The sequence below is a fragment of the Streptomyces brevispora genome (genome assembly GCF_007829885.1).
Taxonomy (GTDB): Bacteria; Actinomycetota; Actinomycetes; order Streptomycetales; family Streptomycetaceae; genus Streptomyces; species Streptomyces brevispora.
The window spans coordinates 3,801,067-3,825,299 of record NZ_VIWW01000001.1 but is presented as its reverse complement, the minus strand read 5'-3'; the positions used below and the strand labels follow the sequence as shown (position 1 = coordinate 3,825,299).

Here is a 24,233-nt window from a genome sequence, read left to right as displayed (position 1 = left end):
TTGACGAATACGTAACAGTCAAAGGTCCCCGGGCGACATGCGTCCAGGGCTTACCACAGCAACGGAGGCCACCTTACCGGCGTACATGCCCCCCTAGGAACGACCAACCGGGGATGCCCCATATGAGAGGCATCCCCGGTCGGATGTTCAGGCCACCTATGTGTCCGAGTTGTCTCAGACCAGCTCGGTGACAGTGCCGCCCGCAGCGGCAATCTTCTCCTTGGCGGAGCCGGAGACGGCGTCAACCGAAACCTGCAGCGCCACGGAGATCTCGCCCTGTCCGAGGACCTTGACGAGGTGGTTGTTGCGCACCGCACCCTTGGCGACCAGATCGGCCACCGTGACCTCTCCACCCTCGGGGTAGAGCGTCGCGAGCTTGTCCAGGTTCACGACCTGGTACTCGGTGCGGAACGGGTTCTTGAAGCCCTTGAGCTTCGGGAGACGCATGTGGAGGGGCATCTGCCCGCCCTCGAAGCGCTCCGGAACCTGGTAACGGGCCTTCGTGCCCTTGGTGCCACGTCCGGCGGTCTTACCCTTGGACGCCTCGCCTCGACCCACACGGGTCTTGGCGGTCTTGGCGCCCGGGGCAGGCCGGAGGTCGTGGGCCTTCAGCGGCTGGTTCTCCGCCATGTCAGTCGACCTCCTCAACCGTCACGAGGTGGCGGACGGTGTTAGCCATTCCGCGGAACTCGGGGCGGTCCTCCTTGACAACCACGTCGTGCAGGCGCTTGAGCCCGAGCGAACGCAGGGTGTCGCGGTGGTTCTGCTTGCTACCGATGTACGACTTGGTCTGTGTGATCTTGAGGCGAGCCATCACATACCTGCCGCTCGGGCGCGGAGCAGAGCGGCGGGGGCCACGTCCTCGAGGGGCAGACCACGGCGAGCCGCGATCTCCTCGGGACGCTGCAGACCCTGAAGGGCCGCCACCGTCGCGTGCACGATGTTGATCGGGTTCGAAGAACCGAGCGACTTCGACAGGATGTCGTGAACGCCGGCGCACTCCAGAACGGCGCGCACCGGGCCACCCGCGATCACACCGGTACCGGGGGAAGCAGGCTTGAGCAGGACAACGCCCGCGGCCTTCTCGCCCTGGATCGGGTGAGGGATGGTGCCCTGGATACGCGGAACCTTGAAGAAGCTCTTCTTGGCCTCTTCAACGCCCTTGGCGATGGCCGCGGGAACTTCCTTGGCCTTGCCGTATCCGACACCGACGCTGCCGTCACCATCGCCCACCACGACCAGCGCGGTGAAGCTGAAGCGACGACCACCCTTCACGACCTTGGCGACACGGTTGATCGCGACGACGCGCTCGACGTACGCGGTCTTCTCGGCGGCGCTGGCGCCACCGTCACGGCCCTTCCGGTCCCGCCGCTCGCCGCCACCGGCACCGCTTCCGCGGCGCTGGGGTCCAGCCATTGGAATTACCTCTCTCTGTTACGTCCGCTGTGCGTAGGAACCGGGGCTTAGAACTTCAGCCCGGCTTCACGGGCGGCGTCAGCCAGAGCGGCAATCCGCCCGGCGTACTGGTTACCACCGCGGTCAAACACGACGGCCTCGACGCCTGCGGCCTTGGCGCGCTCGGCGACCAGGGCCCCGACCTGCTTGGCGAGGGCACTCTTGTCACCCTCGGCACCGCGAATGGAGGCGTCGAGCGTCGACGCCGACGCGAGCGTGTGGCCCGCGATGTCGTCGATGACCTGAGCGACCATGTGGCGGTTCGAACGCGTCACAACCAAGCGCGGACGCTCGGGCGAACCGGAGATGTGCTTCCGGACGCGGATGTGGCGACGCTTGAGGGCGGCACGCTTGTAGGCGTCGCCCTTGGCGATCTTTACACCGTATGCCATGGCTTACTTACCCGCCTTTCCGACCTTGCGGCGGATAACCTCGCCGGCGTACTTGACGCCCTTGGCCTTGTACGGGTCAGGCTTCCGCAGCTTGCGGATCTTCGCCGAAACCTCGCCGACCTTCTGCTTGTCGATGCCCTCGACAGTGAACTTCGTGGGCGTCTCGACCTTGAAGGTGATGCCTTCGGGGGCCTCGATGAGGATCGGGTGGCTGTAGCCCAGGGCGAACTCCAGGTTGGAGCCCTTCGCCTGGACTCGGTAACCGACACCGCTGATCTCGAGCGCCTTGATGTATCCCTGGGTCACACCGGTGATCATGTTCGCCACCAGCGTGCGGGACAGGCCGTGAAGGGCCTTGTTCTGACGCTCGTCGTTCGGGCGGATGACGTTCAGAACGCCGTCCTCACCCTTGGTGACCTCGATCGGCGCGGCAACGGTGTGCGAGAGGGTGCCCTTGGGGCCCTTCACCGCGACCGTACGGCCATCGATGGTGACGTCCACACCGGCGGGAACCTGGATGGGGAGCTTGCCGATTCGCGACATGAGCTTTTCCTCCGTTCCCGACTACCAGACGTAGGCGAGGACTTCCCCACCTACGCCCTTCTTGCTGGCCTGCTGGCCGGTCAGGAGACCGTGGGACGTGGAGATGATCGCCACGCCCAGGCCGCCGAGAACCTTCGGCAGATTGGTGGACTTTGCGTATACACGCAGACCCGGCTTCGAAATACGCTTGATGCCGGCAATCGAACGCTCGCGGTTCGGACCGAACTTCAGGTCGAGAACGAGGCTCTTACCGACCTCGGCGTCCTCGACCTTCCAGCCGGTGATGAAGCCCTCCTGCTGGAGGATCTCCGCGATGTGCGACTTGATCTTGCTGTGCGGCATCTTGACGTCGTCGTGATACGCCGAGTTCGCGTTACGCAGACGCGTGAGCATGTCTGCGATGGGATCAGTCATGGTCATGAGTTGGCCTTCGGCCTCTCTCGCCGGGGTTTCCTGTATGCGCCATCCCTCTCCCCACTCAGTGGCGGGACGGGTGCGGTGCGGGGACCTACGGCGTAGTAAGTCGGTCTAGGGCGGCAGGCGCCCAACCACACAAGCCTACGGCATGTGGGGGCGGGCTCCTGCCGACCAGATACTTACCGAGAGCTTCCGGGTAATCCCAACGCCCAAGGGGCGAAGGAGAATTACCAGGAGCTCTTGGTCACGCCCGGCAGCTCGCCACGGTGAGCCATCTCACGAAGGCACACGCGGCACAGGCCGAACTTGCGGTAGACGGAGTGGGGCCGGCCGCAGCGCTGGCAGCGGGTGTACCCGCGGACGCCGAACTTCGGCTTGCGGGCGGCCTTAGCGATCAGGGACTTCTTCGCCACGGTCAGTTCTCCTTGAACGGGAAGCCGAGGTGACGAAGGAGGGCACGACCCTCGTCGTCATTGGTCGCCGTGGTGACCACGGTGATGTCCATGCCCCGGACCCGGTCGATCTTGTCCTGGTCGATCTCGTGGAACATGACCTGCTCCGTGAGACCGAAGGTGTAGTTGCCACGGCCGTCGAACTGCTTCGGCGACAGGCCGCGGAAGTCACGGATACGCGGAAGCGCGAGCGACAGCGTACGGTCCAGGAACTCCCACATGCGGTCACCACGAAGGGTGACGTGGCAGCCGATCGGCTGCCCCTCGCGCAGCTTGAACTGCGCGATCGACTTGCGGGCCTTGGTGACGGCCGGCTTCTGGCCCGTGATCGTGGTGAGGTCGCGCACGGCGCCATCGATCAGCTTGGAGTCGCGGGCGGCGTCGCCCACACCCATGTTGACCACGATCTTGACCAGACCGGGGATCTGCATGACGTTCTCGTAGGAGAACTCCTCACGCAGCTTGCCGGCGATTTCCTCGCGGTAGCGCGTCTTGAGACGCGGCGCAGTGGTGGTAGTCATCAGATGTCCTCACCGGTGCGCTTGGCAACGCGGATCTTGTTGCCCTCGTCGTCAAAGCGGTAGCCGACGCGAGTAACGACCTTGTTGCCGTCCTTCTCAACAACCAGCTGCACGTTGCTGACGTGGACGGGAGCCTCGGTCGTCACAATGCCACCGGTCTGCGAACCGCGAGCGGTCTGACCGGCCTTCGTGTGCTTCTTGACCCGGTTGACACCCTCGACGAGGACGCGGTCCTGAGCAGGGTAGGCAACGATGACCTTGCCCTGCTTGCCCTTGTCCTTACCGGTGATGACCTGAACCAGGTCGCCCTTCTTGATCTTCATGCTTACAGCACCTCCGGCGCGAGCGAGATGATCTTCATGAACTTCTTCTCGCGCAGCTCACGGCCCACCGGGCCGAAGATACGGGTGCCGCGGGGGTCGCCGTCGTTCTTCAGAATGACGGCGGCGTTCTCGTCGAAGCGGATGTACGAGCCATCCTGACGACGACGCTCCTTGACGGTGCGAACGATGACGGCCTTGACGACGTCACCCTTCTTCACGTTGCCACCGGGGATCGCGTCCTTGACGGTGGCGACGATGACGTCACCGATGCCCGCGTAGCGGCGACCCGAGCCACCGAGAACACGGATGGTGAGAATTTCCTTCGCACCCGTGTTGTCGGCGACGCGCAGTCGCGACTCCTGCTGGATCACGTCTATCTCCTGATCGTCTGCCGGTTCCCGGCGGGGAGCTCCGTAAGTGACTTACGCAGCTCCCCACCGAGCCTGGCGGAACCTGCCTGAGGGGAATGCCCTTCAGGAATTACTTGGCCTTCTCGAGGATCTCGACGATGCGCCACCGCTTCGTGGCGGACAGCGGCCGGGTCTCCATCAGGAGGACGCGGTCGCCGACGCCGGCGGCGTTCTGCTCGTCGTGAGCCTTGAGCTTGTTCGTACGGCGGATGACCTTGCCGTACAGCGCGTGCTTGACGCGGTCCTCGACAGCGACGACGACGGTCTTGTCCATCTTGTCGCTGACGACCAGACCCTCACGGGTCTTGCGGAAACCGCGGTCGGTGTTGGTCTCAGTCACAGTCTTCTCGCTCATCAGACGCTCTCCACCGTCTCGATACCGAGCTCGCGCTCACGCATCAGGGTGTAGATCCGGGCGATGTCCTTACGGACGGACTTGAGCCGGCCGTGGTTCTCGAGCTGACCAGTCGCCGCCTGGAAGCGGAGATTGAACAGCTCTTCCTTGGCCTCGCGGAGCTTGTTGAGGAGCTCCTCGTTGCCCAGCTCGCGCAGCTCGGACGTCTTGGTACCGGCCGACATCACGACTCACCTGCCTCGCGCCGAACAATCCGGCACTTCATCGGAAGCTTGTGAGCAGCGCGGGTGAGCGCCTCACGAGCAATCTTCTCGTTCGGGTAGGACAGCTCGAACATCACCCGACCCGGCTTGACGTTCGCGATCCACCACTCGGGAGAACCCTTACCGGAACCCATGCGGGTCTCGGCAGGCTTCTTCGTCAGGGGGCGGTCCGGGTAGATGTTGATCCAGACCTTGCCGCCACGCTTGATGTGACGGGTCATCGCGATACGAGCGGACTCGATCTGACGGTTCGTCACGTACGCCGGGGTCAGCGCCTGGATGCCGTACTCGCCGAACGCAACCTGCGTGCCACCCTTGGACATACCGCTGCGCTTCGGGTGGTGCTGCTTGCGGTGCTTGACCCTACGGGGGATCAGCATTTCGGTCAGGCCTCCGTTCCGGTGCTCTCAGCCGCCGGAGCAGCGGCGGACGCCTCGGCCTTGGGGGCCTCGGCGGCCGGAGCCGACTGCTGCGGCTTGCGGCCGCGACCGCCACGCTCGCCACCACGGCCACCGCGGCCGGCCGGACGGTCAGCGCCGCCACGGGCCGGGCGGTTGCCCGCACGGGCAGCAGCGTTCTCGGCGCGGACCTCGGCGATGTTCTTGACGTCGCCCTTGTAGATCCAGACCTTCACACCGATACGGCCGAAGGTCGTCTTGGCCTCGAAGAAGCCGTAGTCGACGTTCGCACGGAGGGTGTGCAGGGGCACGCGGCCCTCGCGGTAGAACTCCGAGCGGGACATCTCGGCGCCGCCGAGGCGACCGCCGCACTGGATCTTGATGCCCTTGGCGCCGGCCTTCATCGTGCTCTGCATGCTCTTGCGCATGGCACGACGGAAGGAGACGCGGGAGGAGAGCTGCTCGGCGACGGCCTGGGCCACCAGCTGAGCGTCCACCTCGGGGTTCTTGACCTCGAGGATGTTCAGCTGGACCTGCTTGCCGGTCAGCTTCTCCAGCTCGCCACGGATGCGGTCGGCCTCGGCGCCGCGGCGGCCGATGACGATGCCCGGGCGGGCGGTGTGGATGTCAACGCGGACGCGGTCGCGGGTGCGCTCGATCTCGACCTTCGAGATGCCGGCCCGCTCCATGCCCTTCGTCATCATGCGACGAATGGCAACGTCTTCCTTGACGTAGTCCTTGTACAGCTTGTCGGCGTACCAACGGGACTTGAAGTCCGTGGTAATGCCGAGCCGGAACCCATGAGGGTTAACCTTCTGGCCCATTACCGGGTTCCTTCCTTGCTGCTGACGACCACGGTGATGTGGCTGGTCCGCTTACGGATCCGGTAGGCACGGCCCTGAGCACGCGGACGGAACCGCTTCAGGGTCGGACCCTCGTCCACAAACGCCTCGCTGATGACCAGCGAAGAGGCGTCGGGGTGGTCGTAGTTGTGTGCAGCGTTGGCAATGGCGCTGTCAAGCACCTTGCCAACCGGCACGCTCGCGGCCTGCGGGGCGAAACGCAGGACCGCCTGAGCCTCCGTGGCATCCATGCCACGGATGAGGTCCACCACTCGGCGGGCCTTCATGGGCGTGACGCGGATGTACCGCGCCTGGGCCCTGGCTTCCATGGTTGTCCCTTCGGTGTGAGTCATAGTCGTTTCCACCCCGCGCTTAGCGGCGCTTCGACTTCCGGTCGTCCTTGACGTGGCCGCGGAAGGTGCGAGTCGGCGAGAACTCGCCGAGCTTGTGGCCGACCATCGACTCGGTGACGAACACCGGGACGTGGATCTTGCCGTTGTGCACCGCGATGGTGTGACCCAGCATGGCCGGGATGATCATCGAGCGACGGGACCAGGTCTTGATGACGTTCTTGGTGCCTGCCTCGTTCTGTACGTCCACCTTCTTGATGAGGTGGCCGTCGACGAAGGGCCCCTTCTTGAGACTGCGCGGCATCTAAACCCGCTCCTAGCGCTTCTTGTTCGTCTTGCGGCGGCGGACGATGTACTTGCTCGATGCCTTCTTCGGCGAGCGAGTACGACCCTCCTTCTGACCCCACGGCGAGACCGGGTGGCGACCACCGGAGGTCTTGCCCTCACCACCACCGTGCGGGTGGTCAACCGGGTTCATCGCGACACCGCGGACGGACGGGCGAACGCCCTTCCAGCGCATGCGGCCGGCCTTGCCCCAGTTGATGTTCGACTGCTCGGCGTTGCCGACCTCACCGATGGTGGCGCGGCAGCGGGCGTCGACCAGGCGGATCTCACCCGACGGCATACGAAGGTGGGCCATGGTGCCCTCCTTCGCCAGCAGCTGCACGGAGGCACCCGCGGAACGGGCGAACTTCGCGCCGCCGCCGGGCCGCAGCTCGATGGCGTGGATGGTCGTACCGACCGGGATGTTGCGCAGCGCCAGGTTGTTACCGGGCTTGATGTCGGCGGCCGGACCGTTCTCGACACGGTCGCCCTGCGTCAGGCCGCGCGGCGCGATGATGTATCGCTTCTCGCCGTCGGCGTAGTGCAGGAGCGCGATGCGCGCGGTGCGGTTCGGGTCGTACTCGATGTGCGCGACCTTGGCCGGCACGCCGTCCTTGTCGTGACGACGGAAGTCGATCACGCGGTAGGCGCGCTTGTGGCCACCACCCTGGTGGCGAACGGTCACACGACCGGTGTTGTTACGGCCGCCCTTGCTGTGCAGGGGGCGGACCAGCGACTTCTCCGGCGTGGACCGCGTGATCTCGACAAAGTCGGCGACGCTGGAGCCACGACGGCCCGGGGTCGTCGGCTTGTACTTGCGGATACCCATTATCTCTCAGTCCTCGGAAGATTTCCGGATCCTGGACGTCTCAACCTCCGTCAGGAGGTCGGGCCGCCGAAGATGTCGATACGGTCGCCCTCAGCGAGGGTCACGATGGCGCGCTTCGTGTCGGCGCGCTTGCCGAAACCGGTCTTGGTGCGCTTGCGCTTACCCTGCCGGTTGATCGTGTTGACCCCGGTGACCTTGACCGAGAAGACCGCTTCCACGGCCTGCTTGATCTGGGTCTTGTTGGAGCCGGGCGCGACGATGAACGTGTACTTGTTCTCGTCGAGCAGCGCGTAGCTCTTCTCCGAAACAACCGGCTTGACGAGAACGTCACGCGGGTCGGAGTAGGTCTTGCTGGTAACGGTCGCCTCGCTCATCAGGCGTCGCTCCCTTCGGTCTCAGCGGTCTGGCGGCCAGACACGAAGGACTCGAAAGCGGCCTGGGTGAAGACCACGTCGTCAGAGACGATCACGTCGTACGTGTTCAGCTGGCCCGGATCCAGGATGTGCACCTGGGGCAGGTTGCGTGCGGAGAGCCACGCGGCCTCGTCGTTGCGGTCGACGACCAGGAGCACGTTCTTGCGCTCCGAGATCTTGCCGAACAGCGTCTTCGCGGCCTTCGTGGAGACTCCACCCTCGACCACGCCGGTGACGACGTGGATGCGGGAGTGGCGCGCCCGGTCGGAGAGGGCACCGCGCAGGGCGGCGGCCTTCATCTTCTTCGGGGTGCGCTGCGAGTAGTCACGCGGCTGCGGGCCGTGGACGACGCCACCGCCGACGAACTGCGGCGCGCGGGTCGAACCCTGGCGCGCGCGGCCGGTGCCCTTCTGGCGGTAAGGCTTGCGCCCACCACCACGGACTTCGCCGCGACGCTTGGTCTTGTGCGTGCCCTGACGGGCAGCTGCCAGCTGCGCGACAACGACCTGGTGGATCAGCGGAACGCTGGTCTTCGCGTCGAAGATCTCCGCGGGGAGCTCGACGGTACCGGCCTTGTCGCCTGCCGGCGAAAGGATGTCAATGGTGCTCATTACCTCAAGCCCCCTTGGCCGCGGTACGGACCAGGACGAGGCCGCCGTTCGGACCGGGGACCGCGCCCTTGATGAGCAGCAGACCCTTCTCCGCGTCAACCGCGTGGATGGTCAGGTTCTGGGTGGTGACGCGCTCGTTACCCATCCGGCCGGCCATGCGCATGCCCTTGAAGACACGCCCAGGGGTGGCGCAGCCACCGATCGAACCGGGGGAACGGTGCTTGCGCTGGACGCCGTGGCCGGCGCCGAGGCCCTTGAAGTTGTGACGCTTCATGACACCGGCGAAGCCCTTGCCCTTGCTCTTGCCCGTGACGTCAACCTTGACGCCGGACTCGAACACCTCGGCAGTGACCTCCTGGCCCAGCGTGTACTCGCTGGCGTCAGGGGTGCGGAGCTCCACCAGGTGGCGGCGCGGAGTCACGTCGGCCTTGGCGAAGTGGCCCTTGAGGGGCTTGTTCACCTTGCGCGGGTCGATCTCGCCGAAGGCGATCTGGACCGACTCGTAGCCGTCGCTGTCGTTCGTACGGACCTGCGTCACGACGCACGGACCGGCCTTGACGACGGTCACCGGGACAACCCGGTTGTTCTCGTCCCAGACCTGGGTCATGCCGAGCTTCTCGCCCAGGACGCCCTTGATGTTCTTGCTCATCTCGGCCCGTCCCTTCAGAGCTTGATCTCGATGTCGACGCCAGCCGGAAGGTCGAGACGCATGAGCGAGTCGACGGTCTTCGGCGTGGGGTCGAGAATGTCGATGAGGCGCTTGTGCGTGCGCATCTCGAAGTGCTCGCGAGAGTCCTTGTACTTGTGCGGCGACTTGATGACGCAGTACACGTTCTTCTCAGTGGGCAGCGGCACCGGGCCCGCGACCGACGCACCAGTGCGGGTCACCGTCTCGACGATCTTCTTCGCCGAGGAGTCGATGACCTCGTGGTCGTAGGCCTTGAGCCGGATGCGGATCTTCTGTCCCGCCATGGCTACTAGTAGTCCTGTCTCTCGTAACGCTCTGGAACCCGAGGTTCTGTTTACTCCGCCTCCGACCCACGCGGTCGGGCGTGTCGCATCCCCTCTACGAAGATCTCCCGAAGGATTTCCCAACCAAGGGGGTGCGGGCCTGTAGACCGCGCTGTGCTCAATCAAGAGCGTCGGGGGCGAAACCCCACCGGGTGCCTGGCCGGTGCCACACATACGCTTCCCGAAAGATTCCCGTACGTCCGGCCCACATGGGGCCGACGAGTACTGTGGGACTCGCTTCCGGTCCTCCCGGCGGGAGGCGCGCAGCATTGACACTCAACCGAGCAACCTGGTCAGTGTGCCATACGGGGTGTGAGCCTGGCCAATCGGGTGGAGGATCTTACCCCCCGGGGTCCGATGGTCAAACGCGGGCACGCGTCGGCACCCCTCGCCCGGCTCCCCCCGGCGCGTAATTCGGTCGAGTGCCGCGGCTCACCGCCCTTACAGTGACCGGCCGGGCAAGGCATCGTCACCGGGGGCAGACATCATGCGTACGCACTATCCGCGGACACCGCATCTGCCCTGGTCACCCGGAGCCACCTCGGACGACGTGCGGCTCGCCGGTCTCAGGGACCTCACCGGCACGGAGGTCGTGGTCACCGAGAAGCTGGACGGCGAGAACACGACCCTGTACGCCGACGGACTGCACGCCCGCTCCCTGGACTCGGCGCACCACCCCTCCCGGGGCCGGGTCAAGGCGCTCCAGGGTCGCATCGGCCCCCGCATCCCGGCAGGCCGACGGATCTGCGGCGAAAACATGTTCGCCCGCCACTCGATCCCGTACGAGGACCTGGCGAGCCACTTCTACGGCTTCGCCGTCTGGGACGGGGACCACTGTCTCGGCTGGGACCGGACCGTGGCGTTCCTGCGGGACCTGGGGATCCCGACGCCGCCGGTGCTGTGGCGCGGGGTGTTCGACGCCCGCGCGGAACGGACGCTGCGGGCCCTGCGCCTGGACACCGGACGCCAGGAGGGTTACGTCGTACGCCCCGCCGAGGGCTTTCCGGCCGCCGCGTTCTCACCTGGAACACCCTCTGGGACCGGTACGACAGCGACCGCATCGACACCGTCCGCCGCCGCCCCCTGCTGCTCGACGCCCTGTACGCGGCGGACGCGGACGTCATCGCGCTCCAGGAGGCGGAGCCCGCGCTGCTCGATCTGCTGCTGGGTTCCGGCTGGGTGCGCGACCGGTACACGCTCGCCACCGACCCGGCCGGCCGGGACGTACCGGACTGCGGTCTACTGCTGCTCAGCCGGCTTCCGGTGAGCGAGGCCGGGGTGCATTCCCTCGGCCCGCACAAGGCGGTGACGGCGGCCGTCGTGGAGCGGGCCGACGGCCCCGTCACCGTGGCCGTGACGCACCTCAGCAGCGACCACTCCCCCGCCGGGGCCGCCCGCCGGGACACCGAACTCGCCTCACTGGCAACGGGGTTGGCCGGAGTCGAAGGCGATGTGCTGCTCGTCGGCGACTTCAATGACGGGGGGACCGCCCGCAGACCCGGCTGGCGATGACGGACGCGTGGCACGCGGTGCACGGCCCCGCCGACCGGACCCCCACCTTCGACCCCTCCGTCAACCCGCTGGCCGCGGTCTCCTCGCTGACGGGCCGCGTCTCCCGGCTGAACCGGGTGCTGCTGCGCGCGCACGGGCTGCGGGCCCGGACAGCAGACCTGACCGGCGATGCGCCCGGTCCGGCGGGGCTGTACATCTCCGCCCACTACGGCGTACGGGTGGAGCTCGCCCCTGCCGCGGAGCTCCCGGCAGGGGCGGAGCCCGGCACCGCCGCGAGGTGCCCGGCCGGAGCGAAGCCCACCACCACCACGAGGCTCCCGGCCTCCGACGGCGTCGGACACCTCGTGGAACGGGTCGCCGCCGCGCTCCCCGGCGCGCGCGTCCACCTGGTCGGCTCCCGGCGCACGGGGTGCGCACTGCCCGGCGCGGACCTGGACCTGGTGGCAGCGCTGCCCGGCGCACCCGATCCGGCACGGCTACGGCACCGGCTGGCCGCCACGCTGCCGGGCGCGCGGGACCTGCGCGAGGTGACGGGCGCCCGGGTGCCCGGACTGCGCTGGCACCTGGACGGGCTCCGGGTGGACCTGGTCACCGTGGCGACCGGAGCGCTCTCCCCCGCCGACACGGTCGCCCGCCGAGCCGAACTGGGCGACGCGGCGGCCGTCGCGCTGAGCGCGGTGAGCGACGCCGAGGCGGGCGCCCCCGGCTGCCGGATCTGGCCGAACCCGATCACGGCCGGCGGTCGCACGGGGTACGCGATCGGGCTGGGTGCGACCGGGCCGGACGGGCCCCGGCCGGCGGAGACCGGGGCGCAGATCCTGCGCGGCATCCGGGACGCTTCGCTGGCGCCGGTGAGCTTGTCCGCTCTCCGGTCGAACGGGGATGCGCCGTTCGCCCTCTGACGGGGCGGACGGCGTTCCCTCGGTCGGCCAGGCCACGCTCGAGGATGGTCGGCCAGGCCACGCTCAAGGACATGCCGTCACACCACGTCACGTCACTCACGGGACCGGCAAGACCGGCAAGACCGGCGAACCGAACCACCCCGGATCACGTGATGCCCCTGTCGTTCACGACCGGGCACGCCGTCACGAACGGCTGAACCGTCGCAGTGGCCCCGCCGGACCGGACAACTTCGACAGACGCCTGTTGGGCGTTGCCGTGAGACGTTCTTCGTCACGCCCTTCCGGCTCCGAACCTCGCGAGAGCTCGAATGGCAAGGGGAGCTGCCTGTCCGGTTCGAGGCGCCCTGCCGAACCCTGCTCCCAGATCTCGGGCTGATACGCGAACGGACGATCCGTGAACCCTGCCGGCGCGTTCTGATTGTTCGACGCCAACTGGGTTGCGAGGAGGTAGATGAGCGTGGCGACCGCATCCTGATCCACCACTACCGTGCGACCGCTTTCCGCCGGTACCGCAGGCGCCGGCTTCCGTGGACGCTTACTCGGCTCGATGGGAATGGCGCTCTCTCGCGCCTCGACCCCCTGGATCATCGAGAGGTCGGACATGCTTACCATTCTGGGCCTGGCCGGAATCCCGAGAGAGTCCCTGCGTTCCTCAATGAAGTCGAACTGCTGAAGGACTTCGGACAGTCGCGATGCGTTCTTCGCCGACCCTACGCCGCCTCTTTCTCTCGCGTAGGTGAGTTCGCGATGCGCTGTCCCGTACACGCCGCCCAGCTTGATGGCGTCCTCGCCGCGATCACTCAGACCGCTCGCGTAGGGCGCGGCAATGGCCAACGCCGCCAGGCCCGACAGCCCGGAGACGAGAACCTGCACCGTCAGCGCCGAGGACTCGGCGACCATAGGCCAGACCAGAAAACCAGTGGACAGGCTGATCCCTCCTGCAACGATGCCGTAAAGGCGCTCCTTACGCACCAGGCGCACGGCTTCCCGCGGCATCCTCCTTGCCCAGTACTCGGCACTTTCGATGGTTTCTTCAAGCCTCTTCGAGATTGCTGCGGCGGCTGGGGTCTTTGATTTCCTGCGCGATTTGGGCAGCGTTTTCATGAATCTCTCAAGTCTGAAGTTGGGTTCGAATTCGGCATCGCAGACGCGGCAGAACAGGCCGAGTCGCGGCCCGGTCAGGGCGCGAGCCGTACACAGTCCGCGTTCATGCACTTCAGAGGGTGCGACTTGCCGGCCATGACGCCTTTTCACATTTCCCCGCACGGATACGGAATGTGCGACATGGCCGACGACAGGCGACCCGACTTCAGTAGCCGACCTCCCTGGGACCCGAACAGCAGTACAGGCGTGCAGCTCGCCCACTGCTTACGACTGCCTCAAGATTCTGCACGTTTCCGACAACCGATTCGGCACGGAAAGGCACGAAGACCATCAGACAGGCCGGATCCCAGCGAGGTATCCAGATCGGAAGAAACGACCGGAGGCCCTCCGCCTAAGGTCAACCGAGGCCGAAGAATTACACATACCTCGGTATACCTTCAGCGAAGCGCGACATATGCGTTGAGCGCCTGTTTTCACCTCAGCGGCGGTACCGGCGCGAGGTCTTTCGTACAGGCATTCGGCTACCTTGGGCGCAGTGCGCCCACTTGATGTAACCTTTGGCTGATAGCCCCGGCCCGATTCCGACGGGCCGGGGCATTTACCGTGCTAGCGGCAAGTACTACCAGTCGCCACGGTCACGGTCGCGGTCACGGCCACGGTGGTCGTCGATCACGCGGAAGCTGCCCACGACACCGTCGCGCACGTGCACGCCACCATGAACGAAGTGGGGCTGGATGCTGTTGCTGGTGCTCCACGGTCCGACCGTGGCAACGGGAGACCCGTTGTCACAGGTCGCGCCACGGAAGACCTCAACCGTCTTCCAGCTGTCGTTGCGGACGTTGAAGCTCCGCGAGCCCAGGCCGCTGACCACGGTCATGCAGCCGCCGCCCGACTCCGCGGAGTAGGAACGCTCGTTGAAGTCGATCCGACCGCGGAAGTGGTCACGACCACGGTCTCCGCCACGGTCTCCGCCACGGTCTCCGCCACGGTCTCCGCCACGGTCCTTCTCGTTGCCCTTGCCCGCGTCGCCACCGAGCGGCGCCGCGGCGGGAGCAGCCGCCTTCTGGACAGCCGGGGCGGAGACCGGAGCGGCCTCCGGGCCAGCAGCAGCAGCGTAGTTGATGCCCGTGGCGGCGAGGGCTGCAGCTCCGACGATGGCGGCGGTTACAGCAATAGATCGCTTGCTCATGTCAGTTCTTCCTGTCTCGGAGAGAGCGGCTGGACTGCCGCTCTGTGAATGAAGATACCTAAGAAGGTCATAAGTCATTTATCAGACTGGCTGAAAATGGGAGAATTAATCCGAGTGGCCGTATTCACGAGTCGGCGCACATCGGTTCCAGCCCACTTCGAGCCGTCCAACTGAATTGATTTCAAAGCCAGTTGATGCCCGATTAGCCTTCTTGGGTGACTCCTCGACATCTGCTCGAATTTCCGGCGACACGCCGCGTTTTCCGGAGTGGCGCCCCACCACCCTTGCTGTAGGTCGAGCGAGTCGAGCGGGATCTAAATGCCCCACACATTTAACTAAACGACCCAGGCGCCACTGCTCAAGGCTCCTTTGCGCTGAATCACCGGGCGGGTCGCAGCTCTGCGCAGCTCGTCGCCCTGCGGCTTGCAGCCGTCACCATCAGCATCGCCAGGCGGGGGGGGTGTGTTGACTTGGCCGCCCCGGGGCAACGCAGGACGCCGAGGGCCGGGCATGGCCCGGGCGCTCGGCGGTGTTCCTCGCCCCGCAGGGCTCCGCGTCGTGACTGAGAGGGGCCGGCCGCGACCGGCCCGCGGAACCGGACACGCCGAGGCCGCGGTGGTGTCCACGCCGAGCAGCGACAGATCCGCCTCGCCCCGTCCGGCGGCCTCAGCTACCAGCCCTCGCCTCGCAGCGGAGCCCCGCCTGAAAATGAACGCGAAAAAGAAGAAGGGCCCTGCCCCACCGCTTTCGCGGTGGGGCAGGGCCCTTCTTGGTGCTCTGTGCGGAGCTACCAGGTCAGACGCTCAAGTAATTACTTGAGGATCTTGGTGACCTGGCCGGCGCCCACGGTCCGGCCACCCTCACGGATGGCGAACTTCAGGCCCTCTTCCATGGCGACCGGCTGGATCAGCGCGACGTTCATGAGGGTGTTGTCACCCGGCATGACCATCTCGGTGCCCTCGGGAAGGGTCACAACGCCCGTCACGTCCGTGGTACGGAAGTAGAACTGCGGGCGGTAGTTGTTGAAGAAGGGGGTGTGACGGCCACCCTCGTCCTTCGACAGGATGTAGGACTGGGCCTCGAACTCGGTGTGCGGCGTGACCGAACCGGGCTTGATGATGACCTGGCCGCGCTCGACGTCCTCGCGCTTGATGCCACGGAGGAGCAGACCGACGTTCTCACCGGCCTGGCCCTCGTCGAGCAGCTTGCGGAACATCTCGATGCCGGTGACCGTGGTGGTGGTCTTCTCGGTCTTGATACCGACGATGTCGACGGTCTCGTTGACCTTGAGGACACCACGCTCGATACGACCGGTGACGACGGTGCCACGACCGGTGATCGTGAAGACGTCCTCGATCGGCATCAGGAACGGCTTCTCGACGTCACGCTCGGGCTGCGGGATCGACTCGTCGACGGCCTTCATCAGGTCGAGGACGGTCTGGCCCCACTCCTTGTCACCCTCAAGAGCCTTGAGCGCCGAGACCTTGACGACCGGAAGGTCGTCGCCCGGGAACTCGTACTCGGAGAGGAGCTCACGGACCTCGAGCTCGACGAGCTCCAGGATCTCCTCGTCGTCCACCATGTCGGCCTTGTTCAGGGCGACGACGATGTACGGAACGCCGACCTGGCGGGCCAGGAGCACGTGCTCCTTGGTCTGCGGCATCGGGCCGTCGGTCGCGGCGACGACGAGGATGGCGCCGTCCATCTGCGCCGCACCCGTGATCATGTTCTTGATGTAGTCGGCGTGACCCGGGCAGTCGACGTGAGCGTAGTGACGCTGCTCAGTCTGGTACTCGACGTGCGCGATCGAGATGGTGATACCGCGCTGGCGCTCTTCGGGAGCCTTGTCGATCTGGTCGAAGGCCGAGGCCTCGTTCAGGTCCGGGTACGCGTCGTGAAGCACCTTGGTAATGGCGGCCGTGAGGGTCGTCTTACCGTGGTCGATGTGACCGATGGTGCCGATGTTGACGTGCGGCTTAGTCCGCTCGAACTTTGCCTTCGCCACTGGGTCCTCCTGCGGAGTGGTTCTGTACGCCTTGCTTCATCGGCGCCAGGTGATCTTTGCTGGGATGCCGGGACCCGGGGGCATTCGGCGCAGAGCTTGCGCGCTGCGCCGAATGCCCCACCGGGCTCCGGTGACAAGCCTAAAGCGTGAGCTCGGGAGAGTTACTCGCCCTTGGCCTTCGCGATGATCTCCTCGGCGACGTTCCGCGGAACCTCGGCGTAGGAGTCGAACTGCATCGAGTAGCTTGCGCGACCCGAGGTCTTGCTGCGGAGGTCTCCGACGTAGCCGAACATCTCCGAGAGGGGCACGAGGCCCTTCACGACGCGAGCGCCGCTGCGCTCCTCCATGGCCTGGATCTGGCCACGGCGGGAGTTGAGGTCGCCGATGACATCGCCGAGGTAGTCCTCGGGCGTGGTCACCTCGACCGACATCATCGGCTCCATGAGCACGGGGGACGCCCTGCGGGCACCCTCCTTGAACGCCTGCGAACCGGCGATCTTGAAGGCGAGCTCCGAGGAGTCGACCTCGTGGTAACCACCGTCGAGAAGGGTGACGCGGACGCCGACCATCTCGTAACCGGCCAGGATGCCGAACTGCATGGCTTCCTGAGCACCCGCGTCCACCGAGGGAATGTACTCACGGGGGATGCGGCCACCGGTGACCTTGTTGACGAACTCGTACGACGCGTCGCCGCCCTCGATGGGCTCGATGGCGATCTGCACCTTCGCGAACTGGCCGGTACCACCAGTCTGCTTCTTGTGCGTGTAGTCGACACGCTCGACGGCCTTGCGGATCGTCTCGCGGTACGCGACCTGCGGCTTGCCGACGTTCGCCTCGACGCGGAACTCGCGCTTCATGCGGTCGACGAGCACCTCGAGGTGAAGCTCGCCCATACCACCGATGATGGTCTGGCCGGTCTCCTCGTCGGAGTGCACCTGGAAGGACGGGTCCTCCTCGGAGAGGCGCTGGATGGCAACACCCAGCTTCTCCTGGTCACCCTTGGACTTGGGCTCGATGGCGACCTGAATGACCGGCGCCGGGAAGTCCATGGACTCCAGGATGACCGGCTTCTTGTCGTCACACAGCGTCTCACCCGTGGTGGTCTGCTTCAGGCCCATGACGGCGATGATGTCGCCGGCGCCCACCGACGCGATCTCCTCACGCTTGTTCGCGTGCATGCGGTAGATCTTGCCGATGCGCTCCTTCTTGCCCTTGACCGAGTTCAGCACCGCGGTGCCGGCCTCGAGGCGACCGGAGTAGATCCGGACGAAGGTGAGCTTGCCGAGGTGCGGGTCACTCGCGATCTTGAACGCGAGACCGGAGAACGGCTCGTCGTCCGAGGGACGGCGCGTGATGACGACCTCGGGGTCCTTGACGTCGTGGCCTTCGATGGCCTCGACGTCCAGGGGGGAAGGCAGGTAACGGACGACCGCGTCGAGCAGGGGCTGGACGCCCTTGTTCTTGAACGCGGTACCACAGAACACCGGGGTGACGGTGACGGAGTCGGCCGAGCCCTTCGACGCCAGGGTGATCCGACGGATCGCGGCGTACAGCTGGTCCTGGGTGGGCTCGACGCCCTCCAGGTACAGCTCCATCATGGCGTCGTCGTTCTCGGAGACGGCCTCGAGGAGCTTGCCGCGCCATTCCTCGGCAGCCTCCTTGAGGTTGTCCGGGATCTCGACGGTGTCGTACATCTCGCCCTTGACGGCCTCTTCGGGGTACACGAAGGCCTTCATCGTGACGAGGTCGACGACGCCTCGGAAGCCGGCCTCCGCACCGATGGGGAGCTGCATGACGATCGGGACCGCACCAAGGCGGTCGACGATCATGTCGACACAACGGAAGAAGTCGGCACCGGTGCGGTCGAGCTTGTTGACGAAGCAGATGCGCGGAACGCCGTAGCGGTCCGCCTGACGCCACACGGTCTCGGACTGCGGCTCGACGCCGGCCACACCGTCGAACACGGTGACGGCACCGTCGAGGACGCGGAGCGAACGCTCCACCTCGACGGTGAAGTCGACGTGACCGGGGGTGTCGATGATGTTGATGGTGTGGTCAACATCATTGAGCGGCCAGTGACAGGTCGTCGCGGCCGACGTGATCGTGATGCCGCGCTCCTGCTCCTGCTCCATCCAGTCCATCGTGGCTGCGCCGTCGTGGACTTCACCGATCTTGTAGCTCACACCGGTGTAGAAGAGGATCCGCTCGGTGGTGGTCGTCTTCCCCGCGTCGATGTGGGCCATGATCCCAATGTTGCGGACCTTGGCCAGGTCAAGCGAAGTGGTGGCCATAAGGCTCAATCTTCTCTCGGTCTCGATGGGGTGAGCGACTACCAGCGGTAGTGCGCGAAGGCCTTGTTCGACTCGGCCATCTTGTGGGTGTCCTCGCGCTTCTTGACGGCAGCGCCAAGACCGTTGGAGGCGTCGAGCAGCTCGTTCATGAGCCGCTCCGTCATCGTCTTCTCGCGACGGGCACGGGAGTAACCGACGACCCAGCGCAGTGCGAGGGTAGCGGCGCGACCGGGCTTGACCTCGATCGGCACCTGGTACGTGGCGCCACCGACACGGCGGGACTTGACCTCGAGCGAGGGCTTGACGTTCTCAAGCGCGCGCTTCAGCGTGATGACCGGGTCAGCGCCGGTCTTCTCGCGGAGGCCTTCCATGGCGCCGTACACGATCCGCTCGGCGGTGGAACGCTTGCCGTTGAGCAGGATCTTGTTGATCAGCGAGGTGACAAGAGGAGAACCATAGACCGGGTCAATGATGACCGGGCGCTTCGGGGCGGGGCCCTTACGAGGCATTCTTACTTCTCCTTCTTGGCGCCGTAGCGGCTGCGGGCCTGCTTGCGGTTCTTGACGCCCTGGGTGTCAAGGGAGCCGCGGATGATCTTGTAACGAACACCCGGCAGGTCCTTCACACGGCCACCACGCACGAGCACGATGGAGTGCTCCTGCAGGTTGTGTCCCTCACCCGGAATGTAGGCCGTGACCTCGATACCGGAGGTCAGACGCACACGCGCGACCTTCCGGAGCGCGGAGTTCGGCTTCTTCGGGGTGGTCGTGAACACACGCGTGCAGACGCCACGGCGCTGGGGAGAACCCTCGAGCGCGGGCGTCTTGTTCTTCTCGACCTTGTCCTGCCGGCCCTTCCGGACCAGCTGCTGAATCGTAGGCACTACTTCTCCGGTTTCTGTGTGCCGTCGGTGAAACTAACCTGAAACAACTCCGACCCACGCGGTCGGGTGTGTCGAATGCTGCGGGTCACTGCCCCGAAGGCCGTCAACGCGCAGATCACGGTGGCCAAAGACGGACTCGCCGTGCGGTTGAGGACACGCACACGAGCCCAGGCACACCCCAGGCACAAGGTCTGATCGTACCTACCTCATCGACTCCGGTCAAAACAAGTGCTGTCCCCCGGACGCGCCGTCCGGACACGCCCTACGTCAGCGGGCCCTGCCGGGCCCGCACGACGGCCTCCGTCGAGGCCCCGTCCTCCACCCCGCTCCCGCTCTCCGACCGGCCGCGCGCCGGCCCGCACACGCCGAAGGGCGGCCACCCCGCGTACGGGGTGACCGCCCTTCGGTCGTATCAAGCGACTCGCTTACTGGTTGTACGGACCGTAGTCGTAGTCCTCCAGCGGAACGGCCTGGCCGGAGCCCGTGCCGAACGGCGAGTAGTCGATGTCGTCGTAGCCGACGGCCGAATACATCGCGGCCTTGGCCTCTTCGGTCGGCTCGACCCGGATGTTGCGGTAGCGGGACAGACCCGTACCCGCCGGGATGAGCTTACCGATGATGACGTTCTCCTTGAGGCCGATCAGGGAGTCGGACTTGGCGTTGATCGCCGCGTCCGTCAGGACCCTGGTCGTCTCCTGGAAGGAAGCCGCGGACAGCCACGACTCCGTCGCCAGCGAGGCCTTGGTGATACCCATCAGCTGCGGACGGCCGGAGGCGGGGTGACCGCTCTCCTGGACCACACGACGGTTCTCGGTCTCGAACTTCGAGCGCTCGACGAGCTCGCCCGGCAGCAGTTCCGCGTCGCCGGACTCGATGATCGTCACACGGCGGAGCATCTGCCGGATGATGATCTCGATGTGCTTGTCGTGGATCGACACACCCTGCGAGTTGTAGACCTTCTGGACTTCGCCGACCAGGTGGACCTGGACCGCGCGCTGACCGAGGATCCGCAGCACGTCGTGCGGGTTGGTGGCACCCACGGTGAGCTTCTGGCCCACCTCGACGTGGTCGCCCTCGCCGACCAGCAGACGGGCGCGCTTGGAGATCGGGAAGGGGATCTCCTCGCTCCCGTCGTCCGGCGTGACGACGAGCTTCTTCGTCTTCTCGGTCTCCTCGATACGGACCCGGCCCGCGGACTCCGAGATCGGGGCGACACCCTTGGGCGTACGGGCTTCGAAGAGCTCGACGACTCGGGGCAGACCCTGGGTGATGTCGTCACCGGCCACACCACCGGTGTGGAAGGTACGCATCGTCAGCTGGGTACCGGGCTCACCGATGGACTGGGCGGCGATGATGCCGACCGCCTCACCGATGTCGACCAGCTTGCCGGTGGCGAGCGAGCGTCCGTAGCAGAAGGCACAGGTGCCGACCGCGGACTCACAGGTCAGGACCGAGCGGGTCTTGACCTCCTCGACGCCGGCGCCCACCAGGGCGTCGATCAGGACGTCACCGAGGTCGACGTTGGCAGGCGCGATGACCTTGCCGTCGATGACGACGTCCTCGGCGAGCATGCGGGCGTAGACCGAGGTCTCGACGTCCTCCGTCTTGCGGAGCACGCCGTCGGCGCCCTTGACGGCGATCTTCAGCTTGAGGCCGCGGTCGGTGCCGCAGTCCTCCTCGCGAATGATCACGTCCTGCGAGACGTCCACCAGACGACGGGTCAGGTAACCCGAGTCGGCGGTACGCAGGGCGGTGTCCGCCAGACCCTTACGGGCACCGTGCGTGGAGATGAAGTACTCCAGAACGGTGAGGCCCTCACGGAAGGACGCCTTGATGGGACGAGGAATCGTCTCGTTCTTGGCGTTGGACACCAGACCACGCATACCGGCGATCTGACGCATCTGCATCATGTTTCCTCGGGCACCCGAGTCAACCATCATGAAGATGGGGTTCGTCTTGGGGAAGTTCGCGTTCATCGCCTCGGCAACCTCGTTGGTCGCCTTGGTCCAGATCGCGATGAGCTCCTGCGTGCGCTCGTCCTTGGTGATCAGACCGCGCTCGTACTGCTTCTGGACCTTCTCGTCCTGGTCCTCGTAGCCCTTGACGATGGCCTTCTTGGCCTCGGGCACGACGATGTCCGAAACGGCGACGGTGACGCCGGAACGGGTGGCCCAGTGGAAGCCCGCCGCCTTCAGGTTGTCGAGCGTCGCCGCCACGATGACCTTGGGGTAGCGCTCGGCGAGGTCGTTGACGATCTCGGAGAGCTGCTTCTTGCCGACCGAGTAGTCGACGAACGGGTAGTCCTCGGGCAGCAGCTCGTTGAAGAGCGCGCGGCCCAGGCTCGTCCGCAGCCGGAAGGTGTCACCCGGCTGGTACTCGGGCTCGCCCTCCTCGGCGACCGGCGGCACCCAGCCACGCGGCGGGATGGTGCCCACCGGGAAGCGGACGTCGACGGTGGACTGGAGCGCCAGCTCACCGGCGTCGAACGCCATGATCGCCTCGGCCGTGGAACCGAACGCACGGCCCTCGCCCTTGGTGTCACGGAGCTCACCGTCGGTGGTCAGGAAGAACAGACCCAGCACCATGTCCTGGGTCGGCATGGTGACGGGACGACCGTCGGCCGGCTTCAGGATGTTGTTCGAGGACAGCATCAGGATGCGGGCCTCGGCCTGCGCCTCCGCGGAGAGCGGAAGGTGCACGGCCATCTGGTCACCGTCGAAGTCCGCGTTGAACGCGGTGCAGACGAGCGGGTGGATCTGGATGGCCTTGCCCTCGACCAGCTGGGGCTCGAAGGCCTGGATGCCGAGGCGGTGCAGGGTGGGCGCACGGTTCAGCAGCACCGGGTGCTCGGCGATGACCTCTTCGAGGACGTCGTACACCACGGTGCGGCCGCGCTCGACCATGCGCTTGGCCGACTTGATGTTCTGCGCGTGGTTCAGGTCCACCAGGCGCTTCATCACGAACGGCTTGAAGAGCTCCAGCGCCATGGCCTTCGGCAGACCGCACTGGTGCAGCTTGAGCTGCGGGCCGACGACGATCACGGAACGCGCGGAGTAGTCCACACGCTTACCGAGAAGGTTCTGACGGAATCGACCCTGCTTGCCCTTCAGCATGTCGCTGAGGGACTTGAGCGGGCGGTTACCGGGACCGGTGACCGGGCGACCGCGGCGGCCGTTATCGAACAGCGCGTCGACGGCCTCCTGCAGCATCCGCTTCTCGTTGTTCACGATGATCTCGGGGGCACCGAGGTCAAGGAGACGCTTGAGGCGGTTGTTGCGGTTGATCACGCGGCGGTACAGGTCGTTCAGGTCGGAGGTCGCGAAGCGGCCACCGTCCAGCTGCACCATCGGACGCAGGTCCGGCGGGATGACCGGCACGCAGTCGAGCACCATGCCCTTGGGCTTGTTGCTGGTCTGCAGGAACGCCGAGACGACCTTGAGGCGCTTGAGCGCACGGGTCTTCTTCTGGCCCTTGCCGGTGCGGATGATCTCGCGGAGGCGCTCGGCCTCCTCGTCGAGGTCGAAGGACTCCAGGCGCTTCTGCAGAGCAGCGGCACCCATGCAGCCGTCGAAGTACGTGCCGAAGCGGTCACGCAGCTCGCGGTAGAGCAGCTCGTCGCCCTCCAGGTCCTGGACCTTGAGGTTCTTGAAGCGGCTCCACACCTCGTCGAGGCGGTCGATCTCGCGCTGCGCACGGTCGCGCAGCTGCTTCATCTCGCGCTCGGCACCTTCGCGCACCTTGCGGCGCACATCGGCCTTGGCGCCCTCGGCCTCGAGCTCGCCGAGGTCGGTCTCCAGCTTCTTGGCGCGGTTCTCCAGGTCGGAGTCGCGACGGTTCTCGACCTGCTGGCGCTCGACGGAGACGTGCGCCTCCAGCGACGGGAGGTCGCGGGTACGGCGCTCCTCGTCGACGAACGTGATCATGTACGCGGCGAAGTAGATGACCTTCTCGAGGTCCTTCGGCGCGAGGTCCAGCAGGTAGCCCAGACGTGACGGAACGCCCTTGAAGTACCAGATGTGGGTGACGGGAGCGGCAAGCTCGATGTGGCCCATGCGCTCACGGCGCACCTTGGCGCGAGTTACCTCGACGCCACAGCGCTCACAGATGATGCCCTTGAAGCGGACACGCTTGTACTTGCCGCAGTAGCACTCCCAGTCCCGGGTCGGACCGAAGATCTTCTCGCAGAAGAGTCCGTCCTTTTCGGGCTTGAGCGTGCGGTAGTTGATGGTCTCCGGCTTCTTCACTTCGCCGTGGGACCAGGTCCGGATGTCGTCCGCGGTGGCAAGGCCGATCCGCAGCTCGTCGAAGAAGTTGACGTCGAGCACTTGTCGTCAATCCCTCTTTCGGGGGTTCGAGCCCCCTCGCATCACGCGAGAAATCGGGGCACTTCAGCAATGGTCTGAACGGGTCCGGGGAGAGCCGGCCGGATCACAGGGAT

At 66.0% G+C, this 24,233-nt stretch carries 28 protein-coding genes and 2 pseudogenes; 2 read left to right on the top strand and 28 right to left on the bottom strand.

Annotated elements, in window-relative coordinates:
- Nucleotides 1-174 precede the first annotated feature (174 nt).
- From rplO to rpsJ, 21 genes are all read right to left on the bottom strand, one after another.
- Entirely contained in the window at nucleotides 175-630 is a 456-nt protein-coding gene (rplO, locus tag FHX80_RS17945; protein ID WP_123461069.1) for a 50S ribosomal protein L15, read from the bottom strand.
- A 1-nt stretch (nucleotide 631) separates the two neighbouring features.
- Nucleotides 632-814, bottom strand: a complete 183-nt coding sequence (gene rpmD / locus FHX80_RS17940; protein WP_024491595.1) for a 50S ribosomal protein L30 — start codon at nucleotides 812-814, stop codon at nucleotides 632-634.
- On the bottom strand, nucleotides 814-1,416 hold the full coding sequence (gene rpsE / locus FHX80_RS17935) for a 30S ribosomal protein S5 (protein ID WP_123461068.1): 603 nt from the start codon (nucleotides 1,414-1,416) through the stop codon (nucleotides 814-816). The genes rpmD and rpsE overlap by 1 nt, the downstream gene beginning before the upstream one ends.
- A gap of 47 nt (nucleotides 1,417-1,463) precedes the next feature.
- Nucleotides 1,464-1,847 (bottom strand): 50S ribosomal protein L18, encoded by a 384-nt coding sequence (rplR, locus tag FHX80_RS17930; RefSeq protein ID WP_136328430.1) that lies wholly within the window; start codon nucleotides 1,845-1,847, stop codon nucleotides 1,464-1,466.
- Nucleotides 1,848-1,850: 3 nt separating this feature from the next.
- Entirely contained in the window at nucleotides 1,851-2,390 is a 540-nt protein-coding gene (rplF, locus tag FHX80_RS17925; RefSeq protein ID WP_145765091.1) for a 50S ribosomal protein L6, read from the bottom strand.
- 21 nt (nucleotides 2,391-2,411) lie between these two features.
- On the bottom strand, nucleotides 2,412-2,810 hold the full coding sequence (gene rpsH, locus FHX80_RS17920) for a 30S ribosomal protein S8 (RefSeq protein ID WP_024491591.1): 399 nt from the start codon (nucleotides 2,808-2,810) through the stop codon (nucleotides 2,412-2,414).
- A 224-nt stretch (nucleotides 2,811-3,034) separates the two neighbouring features.
- Nucleotides 3,035-3,220, bottom strand: coding sequence for a type Z 30S ribosomal protein S14 (locus FHX80_RS17910; protein ID WP_024491590.1), 186 nt, complete (start codon nucleotides 3,218-3,220; stop codon nucleotides 3,035-3,037).
- 2 nt (nucleotides 3,221-3,222) lie between these two features.
- Nucleotides 3,223-3,780, bottom strand: a complete 558-nt coding sequence (gene rplE / locus FHX80_RS17905) for a 50S ribosomal protein L5 (RefSeq protein WP_018550615.1) — start codon at nucleotides 3,778-3,780, stop codon at nucleotides 3,223-3,225.
- The gene (rplX, locus tag FHX80_RS17900) at nucleotides 3,780-4,103 is read right to left on the bottom strand and encodes a 50S ribosomal protein L24 (RefSeq protein ID WP_018550616.1); all 324 of its coding nucleotides are present in this window, start codon (nucleotides 4,101-4,103) and stop codon (nucleotides 3,780-3,782) included. The genes rplE and rplX overlap by 1 nt, the downstream gene beginning before the upstream one ends.
- Nucleotides 4,104-4,105: 2 nt before the next feature.
- Complete coding sequence (rplN, locus tag FHX80_RS17895) at nucleotides 4,106-4,474, bottom strand: 50S ribosomal protein L14 (RefSeq protein ID WP_003966950.1); 369 nt, start codon at nucleotides 4,472-4,474, stop codon at nucleotides 4,106-4,108.
- Between the two features lie 109 nt (nucleotides 4,475-4,583).
- Complete coding sequence (rpsQ, locus tag FHX80_RS17890; RefSeq protein ID WP_073786784.1) at nucleotides 4,584-4,868, bottom strand: 30S ribosomal protein S17; 285 nt, start codon at nucleotides 4,866-4,868, stop codon at nucleotides 4,584-4,586.
- A complete protein-coding gene (gene rpmC / locus FHX80_RS17885; RefSeq protein ID WP_024494976.1) occupies nucleotides 4,868-5,092 on the bottom strand; it encodes a 50S ribosomal protein L29 in 225 nt (74 codons plus the stop codon). Before rpmC ends, rpsQ begins: the two co-directional genes overlap by 1 nt.
- Nucleotides 5,092-5,511 carry a 50S ribosomal protein L16 gene (gene rplP, locus FHX80_RS17880; RefSeq protein WP_003966953.1) on the bottom strand — a complete coding sequence of 140 codons (420 nt, stop codon included), beginning with the start codon at nucleotides 5,509-5,511 and terminating at the stop codon, nucleotides 5,092-5,094. The genes rpmC and rplP overlap by 1 nt, the downstream gene beginning before the upstream one ends.
- A 5-nt stretch (nucleotides 5,512-5,516) precedes the next feature.
- Nucleotides 5,517-6,353 carry a 30S ribosomal protein S3 gene (gene rpsC / locus FHX80_RS17875; RefSeq protein WP_123461067.1) on the bottom strand — a complete coding sequence of 279 codons (837 nt, stop codon included), beginning with the start codon at nucleotides 6,351-6,353 and terminating at the stop codon, nucleotides 5,517-5,519.
- The gene (gene rplV / locus FHX80_RS17870; protein WP_073733141.1) at nucleotides 6,353-6,700 is read right to left on the bottom strand and encodes a 50S ribosomal protein L22; all 348 of its coding nucleotides are present in this window, start codon (nucleotides 6,698-6,700) and stop codon (nucleotides 6,353-6,355) included. The genes rpsC and rplV overlap by 1 nt, the downstream gene beginning before the upstream one ends.
- Before the next feature lie 43 nt (nucleotides 6,701-6,743).
- On the bottom strand, nucleotides 6,744-7,025 hold the full coding sequence (gene rpsS / locus FHX80_RS17865) for a 30S ribosomal protein S19 (RefSeq protein WP_023539342.1): 282 nt from the start codon (nucleotides 7,023-7,025) through the stop codon (nucleotides 6,744-6,746).
- 12 nt (nucleotides 7,026-7,037) lie between these two features.
- Nucleotides 7,038-7,874 carry a 50S ribosomal protein L2 gene (rplB, locus tag FHX80_RS17860; RefSeq protein ID WP_145765090.1) on the bottom strand — a complete coding sequence of 279 codons (837 nt, stop codon included), beginning with the start codon at nucleotides 7,872-7,874 and terminating at the stop codon, nucleotides 7,038-7,040.
- A 50-nt stretch (nucleotides 7,875-7,924) separates the two neighbouring features.
- The gene (gene rplW / locus FHX80_RS17855) at nucleotides 7,925-8,248 is read right to left on the bottom strand and encodes a 50S ribosomal protein L23 (RefSeq protein WP_014154589.1); all 324 of its coding nucleotides are present in this window, start codon (nucleotides 8,246-8,248) and stop codon (nucleotides 7,925-7,927) included.
- Nucleotides 8,248-8,898 (bottom strand): 50S ribosomal protein L4, encoded by a 651-nt coding sequence (gene rplD, locus FHX80_RS17850; protein ID WP_145765089.1) that lies wholly within the window; start codon nucleotides 8,896-8,898, stop codon nucleotides 8,248-8,250. Before rplD ends, rplW begins: the two co-directional genes overlap by 1 nt.
- A 4-nt stretch (nucleotides 8,899-8,902) precedes the next feature.
- Entirely contained in the window at nucleotides 8,903-9,547 is a 645-nt protein-coding gene (rplC, locus tag FHX80_RS17845) for a 50S ribosomal protein L3 (RefSeq protein WP_014154591.1), read from the bottom strand.
- 14 nt (nucleotides 9,548-9,561) lie between these two features.
- Entirely contained in the window at nucleotides 9,562-9,870 is a 309-nt protein-coding gene (rpsJ, locus tag FHX80_RS17840; RefSeq protein WP_003948644.1) for a 30S ribosomal protein S10, read from the bottom strand.
- Between the two features lie 526 nt (nucleotides 9,871-10,396).
- Here rpsJ and FHX80_RS17835 point away from each other — a divergent pair.
- Together FHX80_RS17835 and FHX80_RS17830 are read left to right on the top strand one after the other, a co-directional pair.
- Nucleotides 10,397-10,927 (top strand): annotated as a pseudogene (locus tag FHX80_RS17835) (RNA ligase family protein); the annotation flags it as partial.
- Nucleotides 10,825-12,323, top strand: a pseudogene (locus FHX80_RS17830) (endonuclease/exonuclease/phosphatase family protein); the annotation flags it as partial. The pseudogenes FHX80_RS17835 and FHX80_RS17830, both read left to right, overlap by 103 nt.
- Before the next feature lie 183 nt (nucleotides 12,324-12,506).
- On the opposite strand, the gene FHX80_RS17825 reads toward FHX80_RS17830, so the two are convergent.
- The 7 genes from FHX80_RS17825 to FHX80_RS17795 form a co-directional block, all read right to left on the bottom strand.
- Nucleotides 12,507-13,427: a hypothetical protein gene (locus FHX80_RS17825; RefSeq protein ID WP_145765088.1), complete on the bottom strand. Its 921-nt coding sequence runs from the start codon at nucleotides 13,425-13,427 to the stop codon at nucleotides 12,507-12,509.
- A gap of 619 nt (nucleotides 13,428-14,046) precedes the next feature.
- Nucleotides 14,047-14,616 (bottom strand): hypothetical protein, encoded by a 570-nt coding sequence (locus FHX80_RS17820; protein WP_145765087.1) that lies wholly within the window; start codon nucleotides 14,614-14,616, stop codon nucleotides 14,047-14,049.
- A gap of 811 nt (nucleotides 14,617-15,427) precedes the next feature.
- A complete protein-coding gene (gene tuf / locus FHX80_RS17815; protein WP_145765086.1) occupies nucleotides 15,428-16,621 on the bottom strand; it encodes an elongation factor Tu in 1,194 nt (397 codons plus the stop codon).
- Between the two features lie 161 nt (nucleotides 16,622-16,782).
- Nucleotides 16,783-18,912, bottom strand: coding sequence for an elongation factor G (gene fusA / locus FHX80_RS17810; RefSeq protein ID WP_145765085.1), 2,130 nt, complete (start codon nucleotides 18,910-18,912; stop codon nucleotides 16,783-16,785).
- Nucleotides 18,913-18,950: 38 nt separating this feature from the next.
- Nucleotides 18,951-19,421, bottom strand: coding sequence for a 30S ribosomal protein S7 (gene rpsG, locus FHX80_RS17805; RefSeq protein WP_014047773.1), 471 nt, complete (start codon nucleotides 19,419-19,421; stop codon nucleotides 18,951-18,953).
- 2 nt (nucleotides 19,422-19,423) lie between these two features.
- Nucleotides 19,424-19,795, bottom strand: coding sequence for a 30S ribosomal protein S12 (gene rpsL / locus FHX80_RS17800; RefSeq protein WP_003948652.1), 372 nt, complete (start codon nucleotides 19,793-19,795; stop codon nucleotides 19,424-19,426).
- 425 nt (nucleotides 19,796-20,220) lie between these two features.
- On the bottom strand, nucleotides 20,221-24,120 hold the full coding sequence (locus FHX80_RS17795; RefSeq protein WP_145765084.1) for a DNA-directed RNA polymerase subunit beta': 3,900 nt from the start codon (nucleotides 24,118-24,120) through the stop codon (nucleotides 20,221-20,223).
- Nucleotides 24,121-24,233 lie beyond the last annotated feature (113 nt).

Excerpts from the sequence above, each read along its gene's own strand:
- rplO (WP_123461069.1), bottom strand. The coding sequence starts at position 630 with ATGGCGGAGAACCAGCCGCTGAAGGCCCACGACCTCCGGCCTGCCCCG.
- rpmD (WP_024491595.1), bottom strand. The coding sequence starts at position 814 with ATGGCTCGCCTCAAGATCACACAGACCAAGTCGTACATCGGTAGCAAG.
- rpsE (WP_123461068.1), bottom strand. The coding sequence starts at position 1,416 with ATGGCTGGACCCCAGCGCCGCGGAAGCGGTGCCGGTGGCGGCGAGCGG.
- rplR (WP_136328430.1), bottom strand. The coding sequence starts at position 1,847 with ATGGCATACGGTGTAAAGATCGCCAAGGGCGACGCCTACAAGCGTGCC.
- rplF (WP_145765091.1), bottom strand. The coding sequence starts at position 2,390 with ATGTCGCGAATCGGCAAGCTCCCCATCCAGGTTCCCGCCGGTGTGGAC.
- rpsH (WP_024491591.1), bottom strand. The coding sequence starts at position 2,810 with ATGACCATGACTGATCCCATCGCAGACATGCTCACGCGTCTGCGTAAC.
- rplE (WP_018550615.1), bottom strand. The coding sequence starts at position 3,780 with ATGACTACCACCACTGCGCCGCGTCTCAAGACGCGCTACCGCGAGGAA.
- rplX (WP_018550616.1), bottom strand. The coding sequence starts at position 4,103 with ATGAAGATCAAGAAGGGCGACCTGGTTCAGGTCATCACCGGTAAGGAC.
- rpsQ (WP_073786784.1), bottom strand. The coding sequence starts at position 4,868 with ATGAGCGAGAAGACTGTGACTGAGACCAACACCGACCGCGGTTTCCGC.
- rpmC (WP_024494976.1), bottom strand. The coding sequence starts at position 5,092 with ATGTCGGCCGGTACCAAGACGTCCGAGCTGCGCGAGCTGGGCAACGAG.
- rplP (WP_003966953.1), bottom strand. The coding sequence starts at position 5,511 with ATGCTGATCCCCCGTAGGGTCAAGCACCGCAAGCAGCACCACCCGAAG.
- rpsC (WP_123461067.1), bottom strand. The coding sequence starts at position 6,353 with ATGGGCCAGAAGGTTAACCCTCATGGGTTCCGGCTCGGCATTACCACG.
- rplV (WP_073733141.1), bottom strand. The coding sequence starts at position 6,700 with ATGGAAGCCAGGGCCCAGGCGCGGTACATCCGCGTCACGCCCATGAAG.
- rpsS (WP_023539342.1), bottom strand. The coding sequence starts at position 7,025 with ATGCCGCGCAGTCTCAAGAAGGGGCCCTTCGTCGACGGCCACCTCATC.
- rplB (WP_145765090.1), bottom strand. The coding sequence starts at position 7,874 with ATGGGTATCCGCAAGTACAAGCCGACGACCCCGGGCCGTCGTGGCTCC.
- rplW (WP_014154589.1), bottom strand. The coding sequence starts at position 8,248 with ATGAGCGAGGCGACCGTTACCAGCAAGACCTACTCCGACCCGCGTGAC.
- rplD (WP_145765089.1), bottom strand. The coding sequence starts at position 8,898 with ATGAGCACCATTGACATCCTTTCGCCGGCAGGCGACAAGGCCGGTACC.
- rplC (WP_014154591.1), bottom strand. The coding sequence starts at position 9,547 with ATGAGCAAGAACATCAAGGGCGTCCTGGGCGAGAAGCTCGGCATGACC.
- rpsJ (WP_003948644.1), bottom strand. The coding sequence starts at position 9,870 with ATGGCGGGACAGAAGATCCGCATCCGGCTCAAGGCCTACGACCACGAG.
- FHX80_RS17825 (WP_145765088.1), bottom strand. The coding sequence starts at position 13,427 with ATGAAAACGCTGCCCAAATCGCGCAGGAAATCAAAGACCCCAGCCGCC.
- FHX80_RS17820 (WP_145765087.1), bottom strand. The coding sequence starts at position 14,616 with ATGAGCAAGCGATCTATTGCTGTAACCGCCGCCATCGTCGGAGCTGCA.
- fusA (WP_145765085.1), bottom strand. The coding sequence starts at position 18,912 with ATGGCCACCACTTCGCTTGACCTGGCCAAGGTCCGCAACATTGGGATC.
- rpsG (WP_014047773.1), bottom strand. The coding sequence starts at position 19,421 with ATGCCTCGTAAGGGCCCCGCCCCGAAGCGCCCGGTCATCATTGACCCG.